We start from the raw sequence: 20,073 nt of genomic DNA on the forward strand, positions 1-20,073 counted from the left end.
GTAGCCTGGCTGAGCTGCGTTAGATCTCGAAAATGGAATATCTACTGGGTAGTCGCGTCTTTTAGAAATAGAGCTAATAAGTTAATATTTGTTCGATTGGCAGCTTAATGAGATGATTTTGATGCTAATGGCTTGACGAGGTCAAACTGGTATGTCATATATTAATTATGCATTCCATGTTGAGTGACACAGGTTGAGTGAGACTAACCTTAATAAAAATAAAAATACAGATTGGCAATTGCTTTGCCTTATTGGTTTTATGGTAATTACGTTATCATAAGTAATCGTTAATTCCACTAATGTTATCCACAGATTCTGTGGACAACCTTGTTGACGAACCTAAATTATTTTGCTAATTCCTTGTATCTGCGGGTTTTTTTTGTGTGGTTAAAAAGTAGCGCAGACTTATTTTGAATCGAATTTACGTGCAAAAATAAAGCCTCATTACGAGGCTTTATTTTTTGTGATGACGACAAAGATATTTACCATTTCTTTTTCGGCTGAAACAACATATCAATATCATCACCTTCTTTTTTCGGTTTTGGTGCACTCGGTTCACTACGTTTTTGAGCGCCCATTATTTCATCCAGTAGTTGTTTCGCTTCATCGACTTTACGGGCAATAAAAGGATCATTAGGCGTTTGCGCTTTAATTATGTGTAGCGTGTTTAAGGCTTTCGTGACCATTTGTTTACTGGAACCGTATTGCTTCATAAAGCAAGCTGCACGCGCCCTACTAATCATAGAGTCGACATTTATTCTTAATTGAAGGTTGTCGATACGTATTTCTTCTTCTGCAAAAATAGACGGATCAACTTTTCCCTTATTATGTTCCGCACGTAAAATGGCTTTAAGTTTTTTTAGTGTTTTTACTAATTCTAAAATTTGTCTATCATTATCAGGTAAACGAAAGCTCTCAATCGCAGGGACTTGGCTAGGTGAATTAGACACTGAGGCTATTTGCATTTTGATGTCGGCTAGACGACGTTCATAATCAGATTTTAATTGGCCTGATGCATGGACTATAGATTGTTCTAAAGCATCTTGAATGCGGCGATAAAGCACTAACATGATATGGCTAGAAGATGGTGTCATGCCAGTGTTAGATAAGACGGTATCGGTTTCATCTATGATGGCGCGCTGACGAGAAACTTCTATTCGACGCTCGGCTTCTGCCCGCTCTTTTTGCTGTTGGACAATACTAAAGCCGATAATCAGCAATAATAGTGCTCCAATAAGAATTAATATCAAAATTAAGGACATAAACGTTCCATTTTATCTTTCATATTACATGGTAAATATAGCCAAGTAGCTATGACTAAAAGTTATTTTGATGTTGGAATAAATAGTCCTGACAAAATATCATCAAAATGATTCTATATCTTAGCGTATGTTATCGCGGCTGTCGTTGAATAATAAGTCGTTTTGTTGATAAATCATTAAACAGATGAATCACAATGTTTATCAAAAGCTCAGTGAATTATTTAAGAGGTGATTTTACTTGCTCGTTATTCCTATTTGTATTACATTTCATTTATCATATAACGTTTTATTATAGTTGAACGATTGTTCTTGTTATGTAAAACAACGATCGATTTGTTCTTATTTGCATATTTTGCAGATGAGTGACGGTTAAATCAAGGATAAAACCATGAAACTGCAGCAACTTAGATATATTGCAGAGGTTGTGAAACACAACCTAAATGTGTCATCAACAGCTGAGAATCTCTATACTTCACAACCTGGGATTAGTAAGCAAGTCAGAATGTTAGAAGATGAATTGGGCATTCAAATATTTGGTCGTAGTGGTAAACACCTTACTCATGTAACCCCAGCCGGTCAGCAAGTTATTGATATAGCTAATGATATACTAGGCAAGGTCGATAGTATTAAAAAGGTGTCTGAAGAATATACTAAACCGAATCAGGGCGAATTGAATATTGCTACTACGGACACTCAGGCTCGATATGCTCTGCCGCAAATTATTGGTGAATTCATCAAACGCTATCCTAAAGTGAATTTACATATGCATCAAGGCACACCTTCACAAATTAGTGAGCAAGCCGCTAGAGGTGATTCGGACTTTGCAATTGCGACAGAAGCTATGCATTTATATACCGATTTAATTATGCTGCCTTGTTATCATTGGAATCGCTCAATTGTCGTGACTCGTGATCACCCGCTGGCTTCCCAATCAACAAAAGTTAGCATTGAAGATTTAGCCAAGTTTCCATTGGTGACTTATGTTTTTGGTTTTGATAAAGCGTCTGAAATTGAAAAGTCATTTAAACGTGCAGATCTCGATCCGCGAGTGGTATTTAGTGCCACCAGTGCCGATGTGCTTAAAACTTACGTACGTTTAGGGCTTGGGGTAGGGGTGATTGCTTCTATGGCAATCGATCCTGCTGTTGATAATGATTTAGTGGCGATTGATGCAAGTCATCTGTTTGCTCATAGTACAACTAAAATCGGCTTTAGACGTGGTAGTTTTTTACGCAGCTACATGTATGACTTTATGCGACATTTTGCACCGCATTTAACCCGAGACGTGGTTGAAAAAGCAGTCGGGCTTCGAGATCAACAACTGATTGATGAAATGTTTGCTGACATGGCATTACCGGTACGATAGTACTGAATATCGGTAATGTGTATCGTATAAAAAACCTCGCTCATCGGCGAGGTTTTTTTATAATCAATATAAAAGCTTAATCACGGATTAATTGATATTAATCTGGCGCGTAACCCGATCCACCAATTAACTCGTTATCCAAATAGGCTTTACCATCAGTCATCGCTAAACGACCTAAGCTAAACCATTTTACCACCAGAGGATAAATAGCATGTTCTTGTTCATGAACACGCCTGGCTAATATTTCAGCATCATCTTCAGGGTAAATAGGGACTTTAGCTTGCAATATCACCGGTCCAGCATCGAGTTCAGGGATAACAAAATGCACACTAGCGCCATGTTCAGTGTCGCCTGCATCGATAGCACGTTGATGTGTATGTAATCCTGTATACTTAGGCAATAATGATGGATGAACATTAATCATTTTCCCAAGGAAATGGCGAACAAACTCATCGGTCAAAATACGCATAAAACCCGCAAGAATAATCAGATCTGGTTGGTATTTCTCTATTGTTTTTAATAAACGGGCATCGTAATCGCTGCGTACTTCATTGATATAAGGAATAACGCAACTGGTATCAATTTCGCTTTGATGAGCGCGAATTAATCCATAAGCATCCGGCTTGTTACTGATCACACCAACAACGTCAGCCTTTAGGTTATCGTCACAACCATCAATGATAGCTTGAAGATTACTGCCCTTACCGGAAATCAATACCACAACACGACAGCTTTGGGTCATTAGATGATCTCCACTTGCTCTTCGTCGCCTTGACGCGTTGCAATTTCACCTATCAACCATGCATTTTCGCCTTCTGCGGTTAATAATGCTAATGCGGCATCCACTTTGTCTGTTGGCAGCGCAATAACCATACCTACACCACAGTTAAATGTTAGGAACATTTCATGTTGTGCAATATTGCCGTTTGTCATTAACCAATCGAACACCACTGGCCATTGCCAAGAGTCACCCTTTACCACAGCTTTACAATCATCAGGAAGTACTCGTGGGATATTTTCCCAGAATCCACCACCAGTAATGTGCGCCATTGCGTGAATATCTGATTGTTCAATCAGTTTCAATAAAGGTTTAACATAAATTTTTGTCGGCTCAAGTAAATGGTCAATTAACGGCTTACCAGCAAGATCTTGTTGCGGGTCCGCTTTGCTGACTTCTAATACCTTACGGATTAACGAGTAACCGTTTGAGTGAGGACCACTTGAACCAAGCGCAATGAGTGAGTCACCCGCTTTTACTTTTGTACCATCAATGATATCTGCTTTTTCAACAACACCAACACAAAATCCGGCAAGATCGTAATCTTCGCCTTCATACATGCCGGGCATTTCAGCTGTTTCGCCACCGATTAATGCACAACCTGATTGGAAACAACCTTCTGCGATTCCACTGACAACCGAGGTCGCCGTTGCAACGTCAAGCTTACCAGTCGCATAGTAATCGAGGAAGAAAAGCGGTTCAGCACCTGAAACAATCAGGTCGTTGACACACATAGCAACTAAATCAACGCCTACGGTGTCATGCTTTTTATAATCAATGGCTAATCTTAATTTGGTGCCAACACCATCAGTGCCAGAAACAAGTACTGGGTGTTTGTATTTAGTCGGTAATTCGCACAATGCGCCAAAACCACCTAAATTGCCCATAACTTCTGGACGACGAGTGCGTTTTACCGCTGATTTAATGTTGTTTACTAACGCATTACCTGCATCGATATCAACGCCGGCATCTTTGTAACTTAGGGGGGTAGGAGTGGTCACGGAGGATCCTCTAGGGTACATCGTTTTATGGAATTTTATGCGCCGATATTCTACCAGTTTGTGTCCCGAGTCGAAAGTCATGTTTTTACTTTATCCTATAAATAAAACGATGAATTACCTATTTTTATTGGTTTAGGTCACGATTTACTGCAATTTTGAAACTTTATGTTTTATAGATAGGATAAATCGTCTAACATTTATCAAATTTGCCTGAAATAGTCAGAAATCTAGGAGAAATAAATGAAAGTCGTTGAAGTAAAGCATCCTCTGGTTCGTCATAAAGTCGGTTTGATGCGTGAAGCGGATATCAGCACCAAACGATTTCGTGAACTTGCTACAGAAGTTGGCAGTTTATTAACCTATGAAGCCACCGCTGATTTTGAAACGGAAACGGTGACAATTGATGGTTGGAATGGTCCGGTCAATATTGAGCAACTTAAAGGTAAAAAAGTGACTGTAGTGCCTATTTTACGTGCGGGTTTAGGCATGATGGATGGCGTACTTGAGCATCTTCCCAGTGCACGTATTTCTGTTGTCGGTATCTATCGTGATGAAGAAACACTTCAGCCTGTGCCTTATTTTGAAAAAATAGTCAGTAATGTAGACGAGCGTATCGCTTTAGTGGTTGACCCAATGTTAGCCACTGGCGGTTCAATGATTGCGACAATCGACCTGCTGAAAAAACGTGGTTGTACTTCAATTAGAGCTTTAGTTTTGGTTGCTGCGCCTGAAGGCATTAAAGCCCTTGAACTAGCTCACCCTGATATTGAATTGTACACTGCAGCGATTGATGATTGCTTAAACGAGAAAGGTTATATCTTGCCAGGTTTAGGTGATGCGGGCGATAAGATATTTGGTACCAAATAATTCGTTATACGGATTGTAGATACCCAGGCTCGGTATGATTAACATCATGTGCGAGACCATAAAAACGGGAGCCTTTATTGAGGCTCCCGTTTTTATTTCTATCTTGATAAGCCGTAGGCGGCTGTTGAATGTTAAAGCACCATCGCAGCAATCCAACCAAAAACGAGCAGTGGAATATTATAGTGAATGAACGTTGGGATCACGCTGTCGCGAATATGATCATGTTGCCCATCGGCATTAAGACCTGCTGTGGGACCTAGCGTTGAATCCGATGCTGGCGAACCTGCGTCACCAAGCGCGGCTGCGGTACCGACAAGGGCAATGGTTGCCGCGACAGAAAAACCAAAACTGAGTGCTAACGGTACATAAATGGTGGCGATAATCGGAATGGTTGAAAACGAAGAGCCAATGCCCATGGTAATCAATAAGCCAACAATAAGCATCAATAATGCGGCTATTGCTTTGTTGTCACCTATCATGTCGCCTAGAGACGTCACCAGTGTGCCGACTTCCCCGGTCGACTTAAGCACGGCGGCAAAACCTGCTGCTGCAATCATAATAAAGCCAATGTTGGCCATCATATGCACACCTTGGTCGAACAGGTCTTTACTCACTTCATGTTTAATAATCCCTGAAAAACGGAAAATAATAAATCCGCTTAATGCACCAAATATCATTGAATCAGTTTGTAATTGAACCACTAAAGTCACCACTATTGCTGATAATGATATCAACAGACTTTTTCGGCTAATCGTGGTTGAAATGCTGTCATTTATCACAGGTTGTTCAATAATATATTGTCTAGGTTTGCGGTAACTGATAAATATCGCCGTGAGTAGACCAACAACCATGCCCATAGCAGGTAATAACATTGCCTTAGGAATTTGTTCACCGACTGCATTTAAACCATTAATGTTCAAATTTGCTAAAAGGATGTCATTGAGGAAAATTCCGCCAAAACCGATAGGTAATATCATATAAGTGGTGACCAAGCCGAACGTTAGAATACAGGCTATAAGACGGCGGTCGATATGTAGCTTCGAAATGACATGTAATAATGGTGGAATAAGGATCGGAATAAAGGCGATGTGAATAGGTAAAATATTTTGCGATGAAATAGCCATTAACAGTATTGTGACCAATAACAACCAACGTACCACTTGAGTATTACCACTATTGGGTTCTTTGCCGAGCTTTTTAATAATTGAATGGGAAATTAACGTTGTTAAGCCCGAATGTGACAATGCCGCCGCAAACGCGCCAAGCAATGCATAACTTAATGCAATTTGAGCTCCGCCGCCGAGTCCGTCATTAAAGGCTGCTATTGTTTGATGAATATCTAATCCACCAACTAAACCCGCCACAACAGCACTAATGGTTAACGAGACCACAACGTTAATTCGAATAAAGCTTAAAAAAAGCATTAAGCAAACCGCGATAACAACCGCATTCATAATTATATTTCATAAAAGTAAGTGAGGCGGCTATTCTTGACTGTCTACAGCATATTTGTCCAGCGTATATCGACTTTTTACTTATTTATGCCGATTTTTCAATCAATATTGCTTGCCGTTGTGGATAATGTTTGCCTAGGTCATGTCAGCAAATCATTTTTGTAATATTCGACAGTTATTATTTAGTGGGTCAGCATGTTTTATTTTTCAGCAGGTAAACCCATTTTCATTTGAAATAACTTATAAGTCCGCTAAATTAGATGTATGGTATACCTCTGATATAAGTCCCAACGGCATAGTCAATTGTTAAGTAGATCACAATTAGCAAGAACGCTTTACCGTTGTTGAATGTTTAAGCCATTAAATGGAGATAGATAATGAGCGTATTAGTAGGCCGTCCAGCCCCAGATTTTACCGCAGCAGCCGTTCTTGGTTCTGGTGAGATTGTTGACACATTTAACCTCGCTACCGCAATTAAAGGTAAGCCTGCGGTTATTTTCTTCTACCCACTCGATTTTACTTTTGTATGCCCATCAGAGCTAATTGCTTTTGATCACCGCATGGAAGAGTTCACCAAGCGTGGTGTTGAAGTGATTGGTGTTTCAATTGACTCACAGTTCACTCATAACGCATGGCGTAACACTCCAGTAGACAAGGGGGGTATTGGCCAAGTTAAATACACACTAGTTGCTGACGTTAAACATGAAATTTGTAAAGCATACGACGTTGAGCATCCAGAAGCTGGCGTGGCTTTCCGTGGTTCTTTCTTAGTAGACAAAGAAGGCCAAGTTCGTCACCAAGTGGTTAACGATTTACCATTAGGCCGTAACGTTGACGAAATGATCCGTATGATCGACGCTCTTCAGTTCCATGAAGAGCACGGTGAAGTTTGTCCTGCTGGCTGGTCAAAAGGCGAAAAAGGCATGACTGCTAGCACAGAAGGTGTCGCAGCATACTTAAGAGATAACTCTGACAAGCTATAATCTAGCGGATTAGAGACAATAAAAAAGCTGCTTCGGCAGCTTTTTTATTGAGTAATATTACTATTTTTATCGACCGTTCTAGGGCGATATAGCCTGCTTGAGATGCAATTGTTATCCCGAGCGGAAGTTACCTAGTATCCATTATTCGCTGGCTGGATCGCTCTTCTCTTCCACAGCGGCTAATGGCCAACCACCTAATGCTTTCCAACGATTGACGATAAGGCAAAATAATTCGGCGGTGCGTTCGGTATCATATAATGCTGAATGCGCTTCTTTGTTGTCGAAATCGATGCCAGCCATTTTACACGCTTTAGCCAATACCGTGTGCCCAATAGCAAGGCCAGCAAGTGTTGCGGTATCAAAGCTCGCAAAAGGATGAAAAGGAGAGCGCTTTAAACCGTTTCGTTCTATGGCCTTGTTCACAAACCCTAAGTCAAAAGCGGCATTGTGAGCGACAATAATACTGCGATGACAATCTACTGCCTTTTGGGCTTTTTTGACTTCTTTAAAAATCTCTAACAAAGCGACTTTTTCGTCTACCGCACCACGAAGTGGGTTGGTGGGATCGATACCATTAAAAGCTAAAGATTCAGGCTCTAGGTTCGCGCCCTCAAAAGGCTCAATATGAAAATGAAGGGTTTTATCAAGTTCAATGACCCCATCACTATTCATTTTTAATAAGCTGACGGCAATTTCAAGCAACGCATCGGTATTGGCATTAAAACCCGCAGTTTCGACATCGATAACAACAGGGAAATAACCACGAAAGCGGTGTTTAAACTTATTAGCGTCGCAAATATCAGTCATTACAGTCTTTATCCTCAATAGCTATCATTCATCGGTGCAAATGATGTAGGCCGAGTATTATGCGCAAACTCAAGCTCAGTGTCATGTTTGATTGTGGTTTTTATCATCGATTAAACATGATTGTTGACTAAAGGAACTGACTTTGTGGCCGATAGAAAGTATGTAATCAGGTATATAGGGTGTTTTTATGTGGCGAAAACTGATAATTCTCGCAAGTTTGTGTCTTTGCTCAACGGCTAATGCTGATTTGAGGCACTACGTGGCGTCGCTCGAAAACTCAGCATGGCGCATTGGTGAGAGTAATCCGATAGAGTGTCGTCTTGAACATGATATTCCTGACTATGGTCGCGCGGTGTTTACCAGTAGGGCAGGTAAAGATTTGAATTTAAACTTCACCTTAGATATGTGGCTTAAGCCTGATGCGGTGACCAAGGCAACATTAATTAGCCGAGCTCCGAGTTGGCGTCCTGGGCATAATTCCAAAGAAATCACCCAACTGACTTACAACAAGCAATTTAATGGTGAAGTACCCAAAAAAGCCGCTTGGTCGATGTTGAATGAATTGAGTCAAGGAATGGAACCCACTTTTTACTATGCTGATTGGTATAATCACAACGCTAAGATTGCAGTGGGATTGTCGTCGGCTAATTTTGGCGGTAAATATCGTGAGTTTCGTGCTTGTTTAGCTAATTTGCTGCCTTACAGTTTTGATGATATTGCTTTTACGGTATTACATTACCAAGAAGGCGGGGTCGATCTGACGCGTTTCTCTACCCACCAATTACAAAAAATACAGCGCTATTTGTCTTATGACTCTGAAGTGGAACTCGTTCTTATTGATGCTTACACTGACAGCTACGGTGGGCGCTTGGTTAACCAAAAGGTGTCAGATAAACGGGCTGACTCAGTGAAAAATATTTTAATTGCTAGCGGTATTACTAAAGATCGTATTCATACCGAGGGGCATGGCGAAAAACGTCATGTTACTGGCAATGACCTTGCTGAAGAACGTAAGATGAACCGCAGAGTTGTGATTAAAATAACCAAGCCGATATAAACCCACCTAATGTCTTATTAACTGCACTACTAAGCGCAGTATTGACCCTATTTAGCCCGTAACAAGATTAGCTATCTATTTATTCAGTTGTTGTATGTATATTCCGCCACAGTAGCCTCTTTTTCTCGATACCATTGAGATATAAATAATAATCAATAAACGGGTTTTCCACGCTAAGGCATTATATCAACGCTCATCAATAAGGCCTCACTCGGCGGTCATTCAACATTCGTTAGACCAAGCTAATACTAATATAAAAGAGTCATTTGCAAACGATTGTTGCTCTTTTAGAGCCTAACGAGTAAAGCGATGCAAGCGTGTCTCGTTTTCCTCCATATTGATTAGAAAGACTCAATTTTTTCTCCATTAAATGGCTTGAATTGAAATGCTCTAATTTGTTCGCTTATAAGTTTGTTTATGAAGATACTGAAAAAAAGGCAAAAAAAGACCCACTTAATCCAAGTGGGCTAAATAATTTGCAATCAACAAATTTAAGGAAGGAAGTCAAACATAAGAACTAAGGATAACTGAAGTATTGGGTTACATCAGTTTGGCGTTCTTGGTTTTCAACATCTAAATCAGATGTGTCCTGAAAACAAGGTCATAGTAGAATGAATACACTCATCTGGCAAACTAGAAAAAATACGCATTATGATTAGTAAAACTAATGCTTTTTAGTGATCTTAATATGGTTTTTATACGCTGAACGGCTTATATAGTGGTTTTTTAGTTTGTTATATACATTTAATGCATAATTATTCGGATTAGTTAATTTTAAAACAATATTATTTAACAAATAGAATATATCTTGCTGTGACATAAAGCATGTTTATCTTCTTGATGTTGATAAATATGGCTCTTAACCAAGGTAAACATCATCAAGCTACTTATATCTGAAACAGAATAAACTCCGAAAATGTCTTTGTGAGGCTAAGTTCATATCCAGTGATAAACGCGCTGAATAATCTCCCTTCTTGAATCACTGAAGACTTGATTACTGACAACGTAAGCATCCAATATTATTAGATGATATTTTATTCATGTTTACATTTTACAGGGCGTGGGATGATAAGTTGCAGTGCGCGGTTTACGTTCACCTTGGCCGCGTTGCTTTTAAGGCTTTTTTAGGTTTTTAAGTGGCTAGAACTAGGCCGTTGTCACCAATAAATGTTTTATTTGTATGCCATGTTTTGTTTAATAGGTCGTTAATTTTTTTGGAAAATACATTAATAAAGCTTCATCTCTTACAGTTTCTGAGGTTTTTCGTGTGTTTAAGCGCATTTTGAGCAAAATAAAGTCTGCTTTTCACTTAGTACATTATTCACAAGCGTGTTGGTACTCGGTATAGTAAGCCAACTTTTACAACCTAAAAATTGATGTTCAAATTATGTTTGTTTGGCCTATTTCAGTCTATTACGAAGATACCGATGCGGGTGGTGTTGTGTATCATTCGAATTACTTAAAATTTTTTGAACGAGCTCGTACTCAATGGTTAAAAGCACTGGGTGTTCGCCAAGCAGAACTGTTGGCAGAAGATATTGCTTTTGTCGTTAAACATGTAGAAATAGATTTTCGTAAAGCGGCAAAGTTTGAACAGGATTTAGTTGTTGAATCCAAGGTTATAGAATTAAAAAAAGTGTCGTTGGTATTTCACCAGCGCCTAGTTGATCATCAAGGTGATTGCTATTGTGAAGCGACAGTGGTTGTTGCGTGTATATCTTTATCACGTATGCGTCCCCGCGCTATTCCCCTAAATATTGTTCAGGAGTTTGACAGTGCACGCTGAAATTTCATTTATTGGTTTGTTTTTAGAAGCCAGTGTGTTGGTAAAGTTAGTTATGCTGACCTTGTTGGCATTATCGATTGCCTCATGGGCCGTGATCCTTCAACGCAACAAATTATTAACTTCAGCAAGAGTTAAATCATTACGTTTTGAAGACACTTTCTGGTCTGGTGTTGATTTAAATCGTCTTTATAAAGAATTGATTGCACGTGGTAGTGCGATCTCTGGTTTAGAAGCCATGTTTGTGGCTGGTTTCAAAGAATATACTCGTTTGAGTAAAGTAAACAGTAAAGCTCCACAAGCCGTTATGGATGGAACATCTCGAGCAATGCGAGTGAGTTTGTCGCGAGAAATGGAAAAACTTGAAAACAATTTGCCTCTATTGGCAACAATTGGCTCAACTAGCCCATACATTGGTTTATTTGGTACCGTTTGGGGAATTATGAATTCCTTTATCGCACTGGGTTCGGTAGAAAATGCCACGTTAGCTATGGTTGCACCGGGTATTGCTGAAGCACTCATTGCAACGGCAATGGGTTTATTTGCTGCTATTCCAGCCGTTATTGGTTATAACCGTTTTACAACGCAAGTTGATAAAATTGAAATGACTTATGCTAACTTTATGGAAGAATTCTCCAACATATTGCAACGTCAAGCATATAGCGAGAAGGAAGCCGTTTAATGTATCAGCGTAAACGTCATCGTCCAATTGCAGAAATCAACGTTGTACCTTATATCGATGTCATGTTGGTGTTGTTGATTATTTTTATGGTGACAGCGCCAATTGTTTCGCAAGGGGTTAAAGTAGAATTACCTCAGGGTAATGCGGAATCGTTACCACCTGACAGTAAGCCTCCAATCGTGGCATCAATTGACGCTGCTGGGCAATACTTTTTGAATACTGGTAGTAGCTCTAACTCTCAAGCGATGGACATAGAGCAAGTATCTACGGAAGTCGGAGCATTAATTCAGCTTGAACCATTAAGACCCGTGGTAGTCAAAGCTGACCGCACCATACCTTATGAAAGCGTTATTCAATTAATGATTAGTTTGCAAGGTGCTGGTGTGCCAGCCGTTGGGTTAATGACTGATTCACCGAAGGAGAAATAGGTGGCTGGAAAATCAGATTTAACCGTACCCGTTTCTATTTCTGCCGGTATTCATATTGGGTTTATTGTCATCCTTGCTCTAGGCATTAGTTTTGATGATAAGCCCAAGCAAATGCAAACTGCAGCGGCAAGTGCGCCGGCCATGCAAGCTATTGTGATTGATCAACAGAAAGTAAATGATAGAGTTGAGCAATTAAAGAAGCAAAAACAAGATGTGGCTAATCAAGAAAAGGTACGTCAAGCTGAGTTAGAACGTAAAGCATTGGAAGCGCGTCGCGAGCGTGAACGCGAGCAAGACAAAATTAAGACATTAGAGATCCAGCGTAAACAAAAAGAGCAGGAAACTCAAAAGGCCAATGATGCGGCGAAAGCGGCTCAGGCAAAACAACGGCTTGAAAAAGATCGGGCAGACAAAGCTGAAGTTGTGCGTAAGCAGAAAGAGCAGGAACAAAAAGTTGCAGAAGATGCCGCCAAGCTAGCGTCTGAAAAACGTAAGCAAGAAGAGGCTGCTGCGAAAAAAGCTCAACAAGAACGTCAACGAGCTGATGATGAACGTAAACGCAAAGAAGAAGCTGAGCGTAAACGCAAAGCCGAAGCCGACACTAAAGCGCGTCAAGAGCGTGAAATGGCAGAGGCAATGTCTGCAGAACAAGACTCGCTTTCTAAAACGCGTAATAGGCAAGTGTTGTCAGAAGTCGATAAGTATAAAGCCATGATTATTGCCACTATTCAACGTAACTTAGTAGTTGATGAATCAATGCGTGGTAAAAGCTGCCGGGTATTTATTCGTTTAGCGTCTGATGGCTTTGTTACTACAAGCCAAACGTTGGACGGTGATCAGGTAGTTTGTCGAGCGGCCAAAGCGTCTATAAATAAAGCTGGACGGTTACCCGTATCGCCTGAACCGGCTGTTTATCAGCAATTAAAAGAAATTAATTTAACTGTTTCACCGGAATTTAATTAAGATCAATGGTATTTAATGATGGAATTGAGTAAAAGGAGTCCCATGAAAAATTTGGCTAAATGGCTAACACTGGTATTGATAGTGTTAACTACTCCCGCGCGCGCAGCGTTAGAGATTGTGATTACTGAAGGGGTTGATGCCGCGAGACCCATTGCCGTAGTTCCTTTTGTTTGGCAAGGACAAGGGCCTGCTCCAGAATCTATTTCTGATGTGGTCGCATCTGATTTGGCTCGCAGTGGTACATTTAAAACGCTTGATGTGCGTGCATTGCCACAGTCAACTATTTCTTCAGTAAACGGTTTTACGGCTCAGAGCTGGGCTAATGTAGAAGCTGAAGCAGTTGTTGTTGGCACGGTTAAACCCTATGGCGCTGATAAATACTTAGTGAGTTTTGAGTTGATTGATTTAGTCAAAGCACAGCTTCAAGCGGGAAAAGGGCCTCAGAATAACAGTGAGTTATTGCTTGAAAGTCGTGAAACCGTTATCAGTGCAAACCAATTTAGACAATATGGTCACCGTATAAGTGATATTGTTTATGAAAAACTCACGGGGATCCGTGGTGCGTTTTTAACTCGTATTGCGTATGTTGTGGTTAAACAAGGTCAAAAAGCACCTTACCATCTTATGATTGCTGATTATGATGGTTATAATGAACAAATGTTATTACGTTCACCAGAGCCATTGATGTCACCGGCTTGGTCTCCAGATGGACGTCGTTTAGCCTATGTGAGTTTTGAAAATAGAAAAGCCGAAATTTTTGTTCAAGACATCTATAGCCAAACTCGTACTCTGGTGAGTAGTTTTGATGGCATTAATGGCGCGCCAGCATTTTCTCCCGATGGGAAAAAGTTAGCGGTTACATTGTCAAAGGATGGTCAGCCAGAAGTTTATGTCGTCGATATTGCTACCAAGACAACTCGACGCATTACAGAACATTACGCAATTGATACTGAACCTTCTTGGTTCCCAGACGGCAAATCAATTTTATTTACTTCTGAACGTGGTGGTAAGCCGCAGTTATATCGCGTAAGTTTAGATACAAATAAAGTCTCGCGTATGACTTTTGAAGGAGAATGGAACCTAGGTGGTTCAATTACCCCAGACGGTCGTAGTATGATTTTTGTAAACCGTACTAACGGTAAGTTCCATATTGCTCGAATGGATCTTGCAACACGCTTTATGCAGGTGCTTTCATCAACTCAACTTGATGAATCGCCAAGTGTTGCCCCTAATGGCACTATGGTTATCTACGGTACAACCCATCAAGGTAAACAAGTGTTAGCTGCTGTTTCTATGGATGGCAGATTTAAAGCAAGATTGCCTGTCGGCCAGGGCGAGGTGAAGTCACCAGCATGGTCTCCGTTTCTCTAAATAGATATTGATAAGGATTTAAAATGGATCTGAATAAGTTGTTTAAAGCTATGTTGGTTGCAGTTCCGCTTATGGCACTGGGTGCCTGTAGTTCAACTTCAGACTCGGAAACTGATGCTAGCGGTTCTATGAGTGGTACTGGTAGTGAATATGGTGCTGGTGGTGTTGAAACTGGTGGTGTAGCACCTGTGCTAAGTTCTGCAGAACAGCAGCGTTTAAAAGAACAGGAATTACGTCGTCAAAATATCATTTACTTTGATTTTGACCGCAGTGAAGTTCAAAGCGAAAATGCTGAAATTCTTCAAGCACACGGTAATTATTTAGTTGGAAACCCAAATGTTCGTGTTTTGATCGAAGGTCATGCCGATGAACGTGGTACTCCTGAATACAACATTGCACTAGGTGAGCGACGTGGCAAAGCGATTGCAAAGTATTTGCAGAGTATGGGCGTACAGCCTAGCCAAATGAGCGTAGTCAGTTATGGCGAAGAAAAGCCATTAGATTATTCTCGTAGCGATACTGGTTTTGGTAAAAACCGTCGTGGTGTGTTAGTTTACTAAAGGTATGAAGAACAAGGCCAACCGTTATCGGTTGGCCTTTTTTAGGAGATAAAAATGAAACAAGCCATATTAGTTGCGGCAATGTTCTTCACAACGGCAACTGTTTTAGCCGCTCCAGCGCCTGTTGAAGATGTTGCAGGAGGTTCGAATGATGACAGAGTCTCAAGGTTAGAGCGCATCATGAAAGCAAAGCAACAAGGCGATTTTGAGATGCAACGTCGTATGGATGTATTGCAAAATGAAGTGTTGGATTTAAGAGGCATTACTGAGCAACAAAATTATCAAATGAATCAAATGTTACAGCGTCAACGACAGCTGTATGAAGATATTGCAAATCTTACTGCTCAGTCATCAACACCCGCTGCGCCAGTTCAAGCGGATGCCACTTCGGTCGCAGCAGCTAGTTCAACTTTGGGTGAAACAGGAAGCTATGAGGCCGCAGTGAATTTGGTCCTTAAAGAACGCAAATATGATGAAGCAATCCCTGCTTTTCGTAATTTCATAGCCAAATACCCAGAATCAAATTATGCAGCTAATGCAAACTATTGGTTAGGCCAATTGTTGTACAACAAAAATGAATTCAGTGATGCTAAACAAGCATTTAGCACAGTGGTTAGTCAATTTGCAGATTCAAATAAGCGTGGCGACAGTTTGGTCAAACTTGGCATGATTGCAGAAGAAGAAAATGATCTTGCAGGTGCTAAAGCGCTTTATAACAAAGTTATCAAAGAGTATGCCGACAGTGCCTCTGCACGACTAGCTCAACAGCAATTATTAGCATTAAAAGGCTAGTTAAGCCAAAAAACCGCCTCTTAGTCTGTTTTTCATGCAAACAACAAGAAATTATACATTTGCGCTTGCATGAGAAATTGAAAAAGGTATTATAGGCGCCCTCAGAACGGCATAGCCTTTTGGGGGTGTTAGAAGGTAATTACTTAGTCTACAGTCTCTGTGGTTTTAAGTTATGGTCTTTTAGTTACCAAGATGGGTCGTTAGCTCAGTGGGTCTTGAAATAGAGGCAGTTGGCTTTTGTTCCCGTAAGAATATTAGTTCTTGCAAAACCAAGATGGGTCGTTAGCTTAGTTGGTCTTGAAATAGAGACAGTTGGCTTTTGTTCCCGTAAGAATATCAGTTCTTGCAAAAATCCTTCACGACCCACCACTTTTTAGATAGTGGCTAAATAATTTAAAGGCTATATCAAGATGGGTCGTTAGCTCAGTTGGTAGAGCAGTTGGCTTTTAACCAATTGGTCGAAGGTTCGAATCCTTCACGACCCACCACTTTTTAGATAGTGGCTAAATAATTTAAAGGCTATATCAAGATGGGTCGTTAGCTCAGTTGGTAGAGCAGTTGGCTTTTAACCAATTGGTCGAAGGTTCGAATCCTTCACGACCCACCACTTTTTAGATAGTGGCTAAATAATTTAAAGGCTATATCAAGATGGGTCGTTAGCTCAGTTGGTAGAGCAGTTGGCTTTTAACCAATTGGTCGAAGGTTCGAATCCTTCACGACCCACCACTTTTTAGATAGTGGCTAAATAATTTAAAGGCTATATCAAGATGGGTCGTTAGCTCAGTTGGTAGAGCAGTTGGCTTTTAACCAATTGGTCGAAGGTTCGAATCCTTCACGACCCACCACTTTTTAAATAGTGGCTAAATAATTTAAAGGCTATACCGATGGGGCTTTTTCACTCCAGTAAGAATATCAATTCTTGCAAAACCAAGATGGGTCGTTAGCTCAGTTGGTAGAGCAGTTGGCTTTTAACCAATTGGTCGAAGGTTCGAATCCTTCACGACCCACCACTTTTTAGATAGTGGCTAAATAATTTAAATGTTATACCGATGGGGTTATTTCACTCCAGTAAGAATATCAATTCTTGCAAAACCAAGATGGGTCGTTAGCTCAGTTGGTAGAGCAGTTGGCTTTTAACCAATTGGTCGAAGGTTCGAATCCTTCACGACCCACCACTTTTTTATATCTCCCCAATTTGAACTTCCAGATAATCCAACCATTACACATCTCTCATAGGCTAAAACTAGCCATTAGTTCTACAGGCTTTTAAACGCCGACAGTTGGCTTTTGTTCCAGTAAGAATATCAATTCTTGCAAAACCAAGATGGGTCGTTAGCTCAGTTCCTCTTTGTTAAATCAATAGCTGCAGTTGGCTTTTAACCCATTGGTCGAAGGTTCGGATCCTTCACGACCCACCACTTTTTTATATCTCCCCAATTTGAACTTCCAGATAATCCAACCATTACACATCTCTCATAGGCTAAAACTAGCCATTAGTTCTACAGGCTTTTAAACGCCGACAGTTGGCTTTTGTTCCAGTAAGAATATCAATTCTTGCAAAACCAAGATGGGTCGTTAGCTCAGTTCCTCTTTGTTAAATCAATAGCTGCAGTTGGCTTTTAACCCATTGGTCGAAGGTTCGGATCCTTCACGACCCACCACTTTTTTATATCTCCCCAATTTGAACTTCCAGATAATCCAACCATTACACATCTCTCATAGGCTAAAACTAGCCATTAGTTCTACAGGCTTTTAAACGCCGACAGTTGGCTTTTGTTCCAGTAAGAATATCAATTCTTGCAAAACCAAGATGGGTCGTTAGCTCAGTTCCTCTTTGTTAAATCAATAGCTGCAGTTGGCTTTTAACCCATTGGTCGAAGGTTCGGATCCTTCACGACCCACCACTTTTTTATATCTCCCCAATTTAAACTTCCAGATAATCCAACCATTACACATCTCTCATAGGCTAAAACTAGCCATTAGTTCTACAGGCTTTTAAACGCCGACAGTTGGCTTTGTTCTAGTAAGAATATCAATTCTTGCAAAACCAAGATGGGTCGTTAGCTCAGTTCCTCTTTGTTAAATCAATAGCTGCAGTTGGCTTATAATCCATGAGTCGAAGTTTCGGCCCCTTCCTTCACTACCCGCTATTTATTATTACTTCTGAGTTAATTCCTAAATAGCTGATTAAATTCAAATAAAACACTTTACATAATCAGCTGACTTTCTATATCTCTTTGTTGCATTTTTATAAGCTTTTATCACACGCATAATGCAAATGTGTGGGCTTTGATTGTTAAGGGAATACTTGTTTACTTTTGTCTCATAGACTTATTGCTAATGTTGCGTGCTTGTTAATTAGCTCATATTAATTAGGATTAGAACAATATAAATAGGGAGATAATAATGAAAAAACAAAAGATAAGTCTTTATGTTGCTGGCGCTTTATTGGCTATGAGTGGGAGTGCTCAGGCGGCTACTGAAATGACTTTTGGTGGTTATATTAAAGCAGATGTGATGTTTAGTGATTATGGCAACGGGGCGCCTGACTCAGGTTCATTGTCTCGTCAGTTTTATGTGCCAGGCACTATTTACGGGACAACTGGAAATGGTAAGCAAGTTGTCGATTTTCAAGCTCGTGAGTCACGTTTTAATTTTAAAACCGTTACCGATGTTGAAGGGCATAAACTAACTGGTTTTATTGAACTGGATTTTTTGACACATACTGATGGTAACGAACGAGTTTCTAACAGCTATTCTCCACGCATACGTCATGCATTTATGAGTTATGACAATTGGACTGTAGGACAAACGTGGACTACTTTTCAAAATCCAGGCGCTTTACCTGAGAACTTAGACTTTGTTGGTGCGGCTGAAGGAACACCGTTTGTTAGACAATCACTACTTAGATATACCAGTGGTAATTGGCAATTCTCGATTGAAAATCCCGAAACGACAGTCACGCCATTAGGTGGTGGTGGTCGAATTACCAGTGGTAGTGGGGTTGTACCTGATGTTGTCGGTCGTTATAACTTTAGTACTGCAAATGGTTCTGCACTTTCGCTTGCTGCGATTGTAAGGCAAATAGATTTAGAGCAAGTTGTCGGTACTACCGTATACGATACCTCTGAGCTGGGCTATGGCGTCAGTTTTGCTGGTGTTATCCCTGTTGGTAAAGATGATCTTAAGTTTACGGCTACTTACGGTGAGGGACTAGGTCGTTACATGGCGCTAAATTATGCCAATGCAGGCGTACTTGATTCAAACGGTGAAATTCAAGCGATTAAATCCTTTGGTGGATTTGTGTCGTATCGTCACTGGTGGTCAGAGCAATGGCGTTCTAGTGTGACATTCTCAGGTTTTAGCGCAGATAATGATGTAGCCCTTACTGGTGGCTCAGTTAACAAAGAGGCCTATTCTAGCTATGTTAACTTATTGTTCTCACCTTCAAAGCCAGTGACATTTGGGGTTGAATATATGTATGCTTTGAATGAGCGTGAAGACGGTTTCGATGGTGACTTAAATCGCATTCTGTTTTCAGCGAAATATGCCATTTAGATTTAGCATTAGAGCGAATAATAACAAGGCAACCAAATAGGTTGCCTTGTTACTTTTAAGAAATAAAACTTAATTGAGTAGATTGTTTTGACGAATATAAGCTTCGAATTCGGTGCAACCACCAATAGGCTTTTCATCAATAAAGATTTGTGGAACGGTTTCTACTGTTTTACCTACACTTTTTGATAAATCAGCTTTAGTGATACCTTCAGCATGAATATCGATATATTTAAATTTGAAATCTTCACTTTGTGCGGCTAACTTTTCTGATAGTTCCACAGCACGAACGCAAAATGGACAAGCTGGGCGGCCAAAAATAACTACAAACATGGTGACTCCTGTTTAATGATATGGGCATTTT

Annotated in this window: 18 protein-coding genes and 9 tRNA genes; 21 read left to right on the forward strand and 6 right to left on the reverse strand. The window is 40.3% G+C overall.

Annotation, left to right across the window (positions count from 1 at the left end; all coding sequences use genetic code 11):
* Nucleotides 1-482: 482 nt before the first annotated feature.
* The gene (locus CXF80_RS01655) at nucleotides 483-1,262 is read right to left on the reverse strand and encodes a hypothetical protein (RefSeq protein WP_101030528.1); all 780 of its coding nucleotides are present in this window, start codon (nucleotides 1,260-1,262) and stop codon (nucleotides 483-485) included.
* 388 nt (nucleotides 1,263-1,650) lie between these two features.
* Between CXF80_RS01655 and cysB the strand changes: the two genes are divergently transcribed.
* Entirely contained in the window at nucleotides 1,651-2,628 is a 978-nt protein-coding gene (gene cysB / locus CXF80_RS01660; RefSeq protein ID WP_101030531.1) for an HTH-type transcriptional regulator CysB, read from the forward strand.
* A 97-nt stretch (nucleotides 2,629-2,725) separates the two neighbouring features.
* On the opposite strand, the gene purN is transcribed toward cysB, so the two are convergent.
* Entirely contained in the window at nucleotides 2,726-3,370 is a 645-nt protein-coding gene (gene purN, locus CXF80_RS01665; RefSeq protein WP_101030534.1) for a phosphoribosylglycinamide formyltransferase, read from the reverse strand.
* Complete coding sequence (gene purM, locus CXF80_RS01670; protein WP_101030538.1) at nucleotides 3,370-4,407, reverse strand: phosphoribosylformylglycinamidine cyclo-ligase; 1,038 nt, start codon at nucleotides 4,405-4,407, stop codon at nucleotides 3,370-3,372. The genes purN and purM overlap by 1 nt, the downstream gene beginning before the upstream one ends.
* Before the next feature lie 240 nt (nucleotides 4,408-4,647).
* On the opposite strand from purM, the gene upp reads away from it, so the two are divergent.
* Nucleotides 4,648-5,274 carry a uracil phosphoribosyltransferase gene (upp, locus tag CXF80_RS01675; protein WP_101030541.1) on the forward strand — a complete coding sequence of 209 codons (627 nt, stop codon included), beginning with the start codon at nucleotides 4,648-4,650 and terminating at the stop codon, nucleotides 5,272-5,274.
* A 131-nt stretch (nucleotides 5,275-5,405) separates the two neighbouring features.
* Here the strand turns inward: upp and CXF80_RS01680 are convergent, their stop codons facing one another.
* Nucleotides 5,406-6,728, reverse strand: a complete 1,323-nt coding sequence (locus CXF80_RS01680; protein ID WP_101030544.1) for a Na+/H+ antiporter family protein — start codon at nucleotides 6,726-6,728, stop codon at nucleotides 5,406-5,408.
* Between the two features lie 377 nt (nucleotides 6,729-7,105).
* On the opposite strand from CXF80_RS01680, the gene CXF80_RS01685 reads away from it, so the two are divergent.
* The gene (locus CXF80_RS01685; protein ID WP_101030547.1) at nucleotides 7,106-7,711 is read left to right on the forward strand and encodes a peroxiredoxin; all 606 of its coding nucleotides are present in this window, start codon (nucleotides 7,106-7,108) and stop codon (nucleotides 7,709-7,711) included.
* Between the two features lie 141 nt (nucleotides 7,712-7,852).
* Here CXF80_RS01685 and rnt read toward each other — a convergent pair whose 3' ends face one another.
* A complete protein-coding gene (gene rnt / locus CXF80_RS01690; protein ID WP_101030551.1) occupies nucleotides 7,853-8,518 on the reverse strand; it encodes a ribonuclease T in 666 nt (221 codons plus the stop codon).
* Nucleotides 8,519-8,705: 187 nt separating this feature from the next.
* Here rnt and CXF80_RS01695 point away from each other — a divergent pair, with 187 nt between their 5' ends.
* From CXF80_RS01695 to CXF80_RS01780, 18 genes are all read left to right on the forward strand, one after another.
* Nucleotides 8,706-9,575, forward strand: coding sequence for a flagellar protein MotY (locus CXF80_RS01695; RefSeq protein WP_101030554.1), 870 nt, complete (start codon nucleotides 8,706-8,708; stop codon nucleotides 9,573-9,575).
* A gap of 1,384 nt (nucleotides 9,576-10,959) precedes the next feature.
* Nucleotides 10,960-11,361, forward strand: coding sequence for a tol-pal system-associated acyl-CoA thioesterase (ybgC, locus tag CXF80_RS01700; protein ID WP_101030557.1), 402 nt, complete (start codon nucleotides 10,960-10,962; stop codon nucleotides 11,359-11,361).
* Entirely contained in the window at nucleotides 11,351-12,040 is a 690-nt protein-coding gene (tolQ, locus tag CXF80_RS01705) for a protein TolQ (RefSeq protein ID WP_101030561.1), read from the forward strand. Before ybgC ends, tolQ begins: the two co-directional genes overlap by 11 nt.
* Nucleotides 12,040-12,468, forward strand: a complete 429-nt coding sequence (tolR, locus tag CXF80_RS01710) for a protein TolR (RefSeq protein ID WP_101030564.1) — start codon at nucleotides 12,040-12,042, stop codon at nucleotides 12,466-12,468. Before tolQ ends, tolR begins: the two co-directional genes overlap by 1 nt.
* Nucleotides 12,469-13,431 (forward strand): cell envelope integrity protein TolA, encoded by a 963-nt coding sequence (tolA, locus tag CXF80_RS01715; RefSeq protein WP_101030567.1) that lies wholly within the window; start codon nucleotides 12,469-12,471, stop codon nucleotides 13,429-13,431.
* Nucleotides 13,432-13,473: 42 nt separating this feature from the next.
* On the forward strand, nucleotides 13,474-14,802 hold the full coding sequence (gene tolB / locus CXF80_RS01720; RefSeq protein WP_101030570.1) for a Tol-Pal system beta propeller repeat protein TolB: 1,329 nt from the start codon (nucleotides 13,474-13,476) through the stop codon (nucleotides 14,800-14,802).
* Between the two features lie 23 nt (nucleotides 14,803-14,825).
* The gene (gene pal, locus CXF80_RS01725; RefSeq protein ID WP_101030573.1) at nucleotides 14,826-15,362 is read left to right on the forward strand and encodes a peptidoglycan-associated lipoprotein Pal; all 537 of its coding nucleotides are present in this window, start codon (nucleotides 14,826-14,828) and stop codon (nucleotides 15,360-15,362) included.
* 54 nt (nucleotides 15,363-15,416) lie between these two features.
* Nucleotides 15,417-16,154, forward strand: a complete 738-nt coding sequence (gene ybgF, locus CXF80_RS01730; protein WP_101030576.1) for a tol-pal system protein YbgF — start codon at nucleotides 15,417-15,419, stop codon at nucleotides 16,152-16,154.
* Between the two features lie 412 nt (nucleotides 16,155-16,566).
* Nucleotides 16,567-16,642 (forward strand) — tRNA-Lys (locus CXF80_RS01735).
* Between the two features lie 43 nt (nucleotides 16,643-16,685).
* Nucleotides 16,686-16,761: transfer RNA gene (locus CXF80_RS01740), tRNA-Lys, on the forward strand.
* A gap of 43 nt (nucleotides 16,762-16,804) precedes the next feature.
* Nucleotides 16,805-16,880, forward strand: a tRNA-Lys gene (locus tag CXF80_RS01745).
* 43 nt (nucleotides 16,881-16,923) lie between these two features.
* Nucleotides 16,924-16,999, forward strand: a tRNA-Lys gene (locus CXF80_RS01750).
* A gap of 89 nt (nucleotides 17,000-17,088) precedes the next feature.
* Nucleotides 17,089-17,164 (forward strand) — tRNA-Lys (locus CXF80_RS01755).
* Nucleotides 17,165-17,253: 89 nt separating this feature from the next.
* Nucleotides 17,254-17,329 (forward strand) — tRNA-Lys (locus CXF80_RS01760).
* 151 nt (nucleotides 17,330-17,480) lie between these two features.
* Nucleotides 17,481-17,572: transfer RNA gene (locus CXF80_RS01765), tRNA-Lys, on the forward strand.
* A 151-nt stretch (nucleotides 17,573-17,723) separates the two neighbouring features.
* Nucleotides 17,724-17,815, forward strand: a tRNA-Lys gene (locus tag CXF80_RS01770).
* A gap of 151 nt (nucleotides 17,816-17,966) precedes the next feature.
* Nucleotides 17,967-18,058, forward strand: a tRNA-Lys gene (locus tag CXF80_RS01775).
* Nucleotides 18,059-18,560: 502 nt separating this feature from the next.
* Nucleotides 18,561-19,712: a DcaP family trimeric outer membrane transporter gene (locus tag CXF80_RS01780; protein WP_101030578.1), complete on the forward strand. Its 1,152-nt coding sequence runs from the start codon at nucleotides 18,561-18,563 to the stop codon at nucleotides 19,710-19,712.
* A gap of 69 nt (nucleotides 19,713-19,781) precedes the next feature.
* Here CXF80_RS01780 and CXF80_RS01785 read toward each other — a convergent pair whose 3' ends face one another.
* Nucleotides 19,782-20,042, reverse strand: coding sequence for a GrxA family glutaredoxin (locus tag CXF80_RS01785; RefSeq protein ID WP_101030581.1), 261 nt, complete (start codon nucleotides 20,040-20,042; stop codon nucleotides 19,782-19,784).
* Between the last annotated feature and the right edge of the window lie 31 nt (nucleotides 20,043-20,073).

Source organism: Shewanella sp. Actino-trap-3 (assembly GCF_002836275.1).
Classification (GTDB): Bacteria; Pseudomonadota; Gammaproteobacteria; order Enterobacterales; family Shewanellaceae; genus Shewanella; species Shewanella psychromarinicola.

Excerpts from the sequence above, each read along its gene's own strand:
- CXF80_RS01655 (WP_101030528.1), bottom strand. The coding sequence starts at position 1,262 with ATGTCCTTAATTTTGATATTAATTCTTATTGGAGCACTATTATTGCTG.
- cysB (WP_101030531.1), top strand. The coding sequence starts at position 1,651 with ATGAAACTGCAGCAACTTAGATATATTGCAGAGGTTGTGAAACACAAC.
- purN (WP_101030534.1), bottom strand. The coding sequence starts at position 3,370 with ATGACCCAAAGCTGTCGTGTTGTGGTATTGATTTCCGGTAAGGGCAGT.
- upp (WP_101030541.1), top strand. The coding sequence starts at position 4,648 with ATGAAAGTCGTTGAAGTAAAGCATCCTCTGGTTCGTCATAAAGTCGGT.
- CXF80_RS01680 (WP_101030544.1), bottom strand. The coding sequence starts at position 6,728 with ATGAATGCGGTTGTTATCGCGGTTTGCTTAATGCTTTTTTTAAGCTTT.
- CXF80_RS01685 (WP_101030547.1), top strand. The coding sequence starts at position 7,106 with ATGAGCGTATTAGTAGGCCGTCCAGCCCCAGATTTTACCGCAGCAGCC.
- rnt (WP_101030551.1), bottom strand. The coding sequence starts at position 8,518 with ATGACTGATATTTGCGACGCTAATAAGTTTAAACACCGCTTTCGTGGT.
- CXF80_RS01695 (WP_101030554.1), top strand. The coding sequence starts at position 8,706 with ATGTGGCGAAAACTGATAATTCTCGCAAGTTTGTGTCTTTGCTCAACG.
- tolR (WP_101030564.1), top strand. The coding sequence starts at position 12,040 with ATGTATCAGCGTAAACGTCATCGTCCAATTGCAGAAATCAACGTTGTA.
- tolB (WP_101030570.1), top strand. The coding sequence starts at position 13,474 with ATGAAAAATTTGGCTAAATGGCTAACACTGGTATTGATAGTGTTAACT.
- pal (WP_101030573.1), top strand. The coding sequence starts at position 14,826 with ATGGATCTGAATAAGTTGTTTAAAGCTATGTTGGTTGCAGTTCCGCTT.
- ybgF (WP_101030576.1), top strand. The coding sequence starts at position 15,417 with ATGAAACAAGCCATATTAGTTGCGGCAATGTTCTTCACAACGGCAACT.
- CXF80_RS01780 (WP_101030578.1), top strand. The coding sequence starts at position 18,561 with ATGAAAAAACAAAAGATAAGTCTTTATGTTGCTGGCGCTTTATTGGCT.
- CXF80_RS01785 (WP_101030581.1), bottom strand. The coding sequence starts at position 20,042 with ATGTTTGTAGTTATTTTTGGCCGCCCAGCTTGTCCATTTTGCGTTCGT.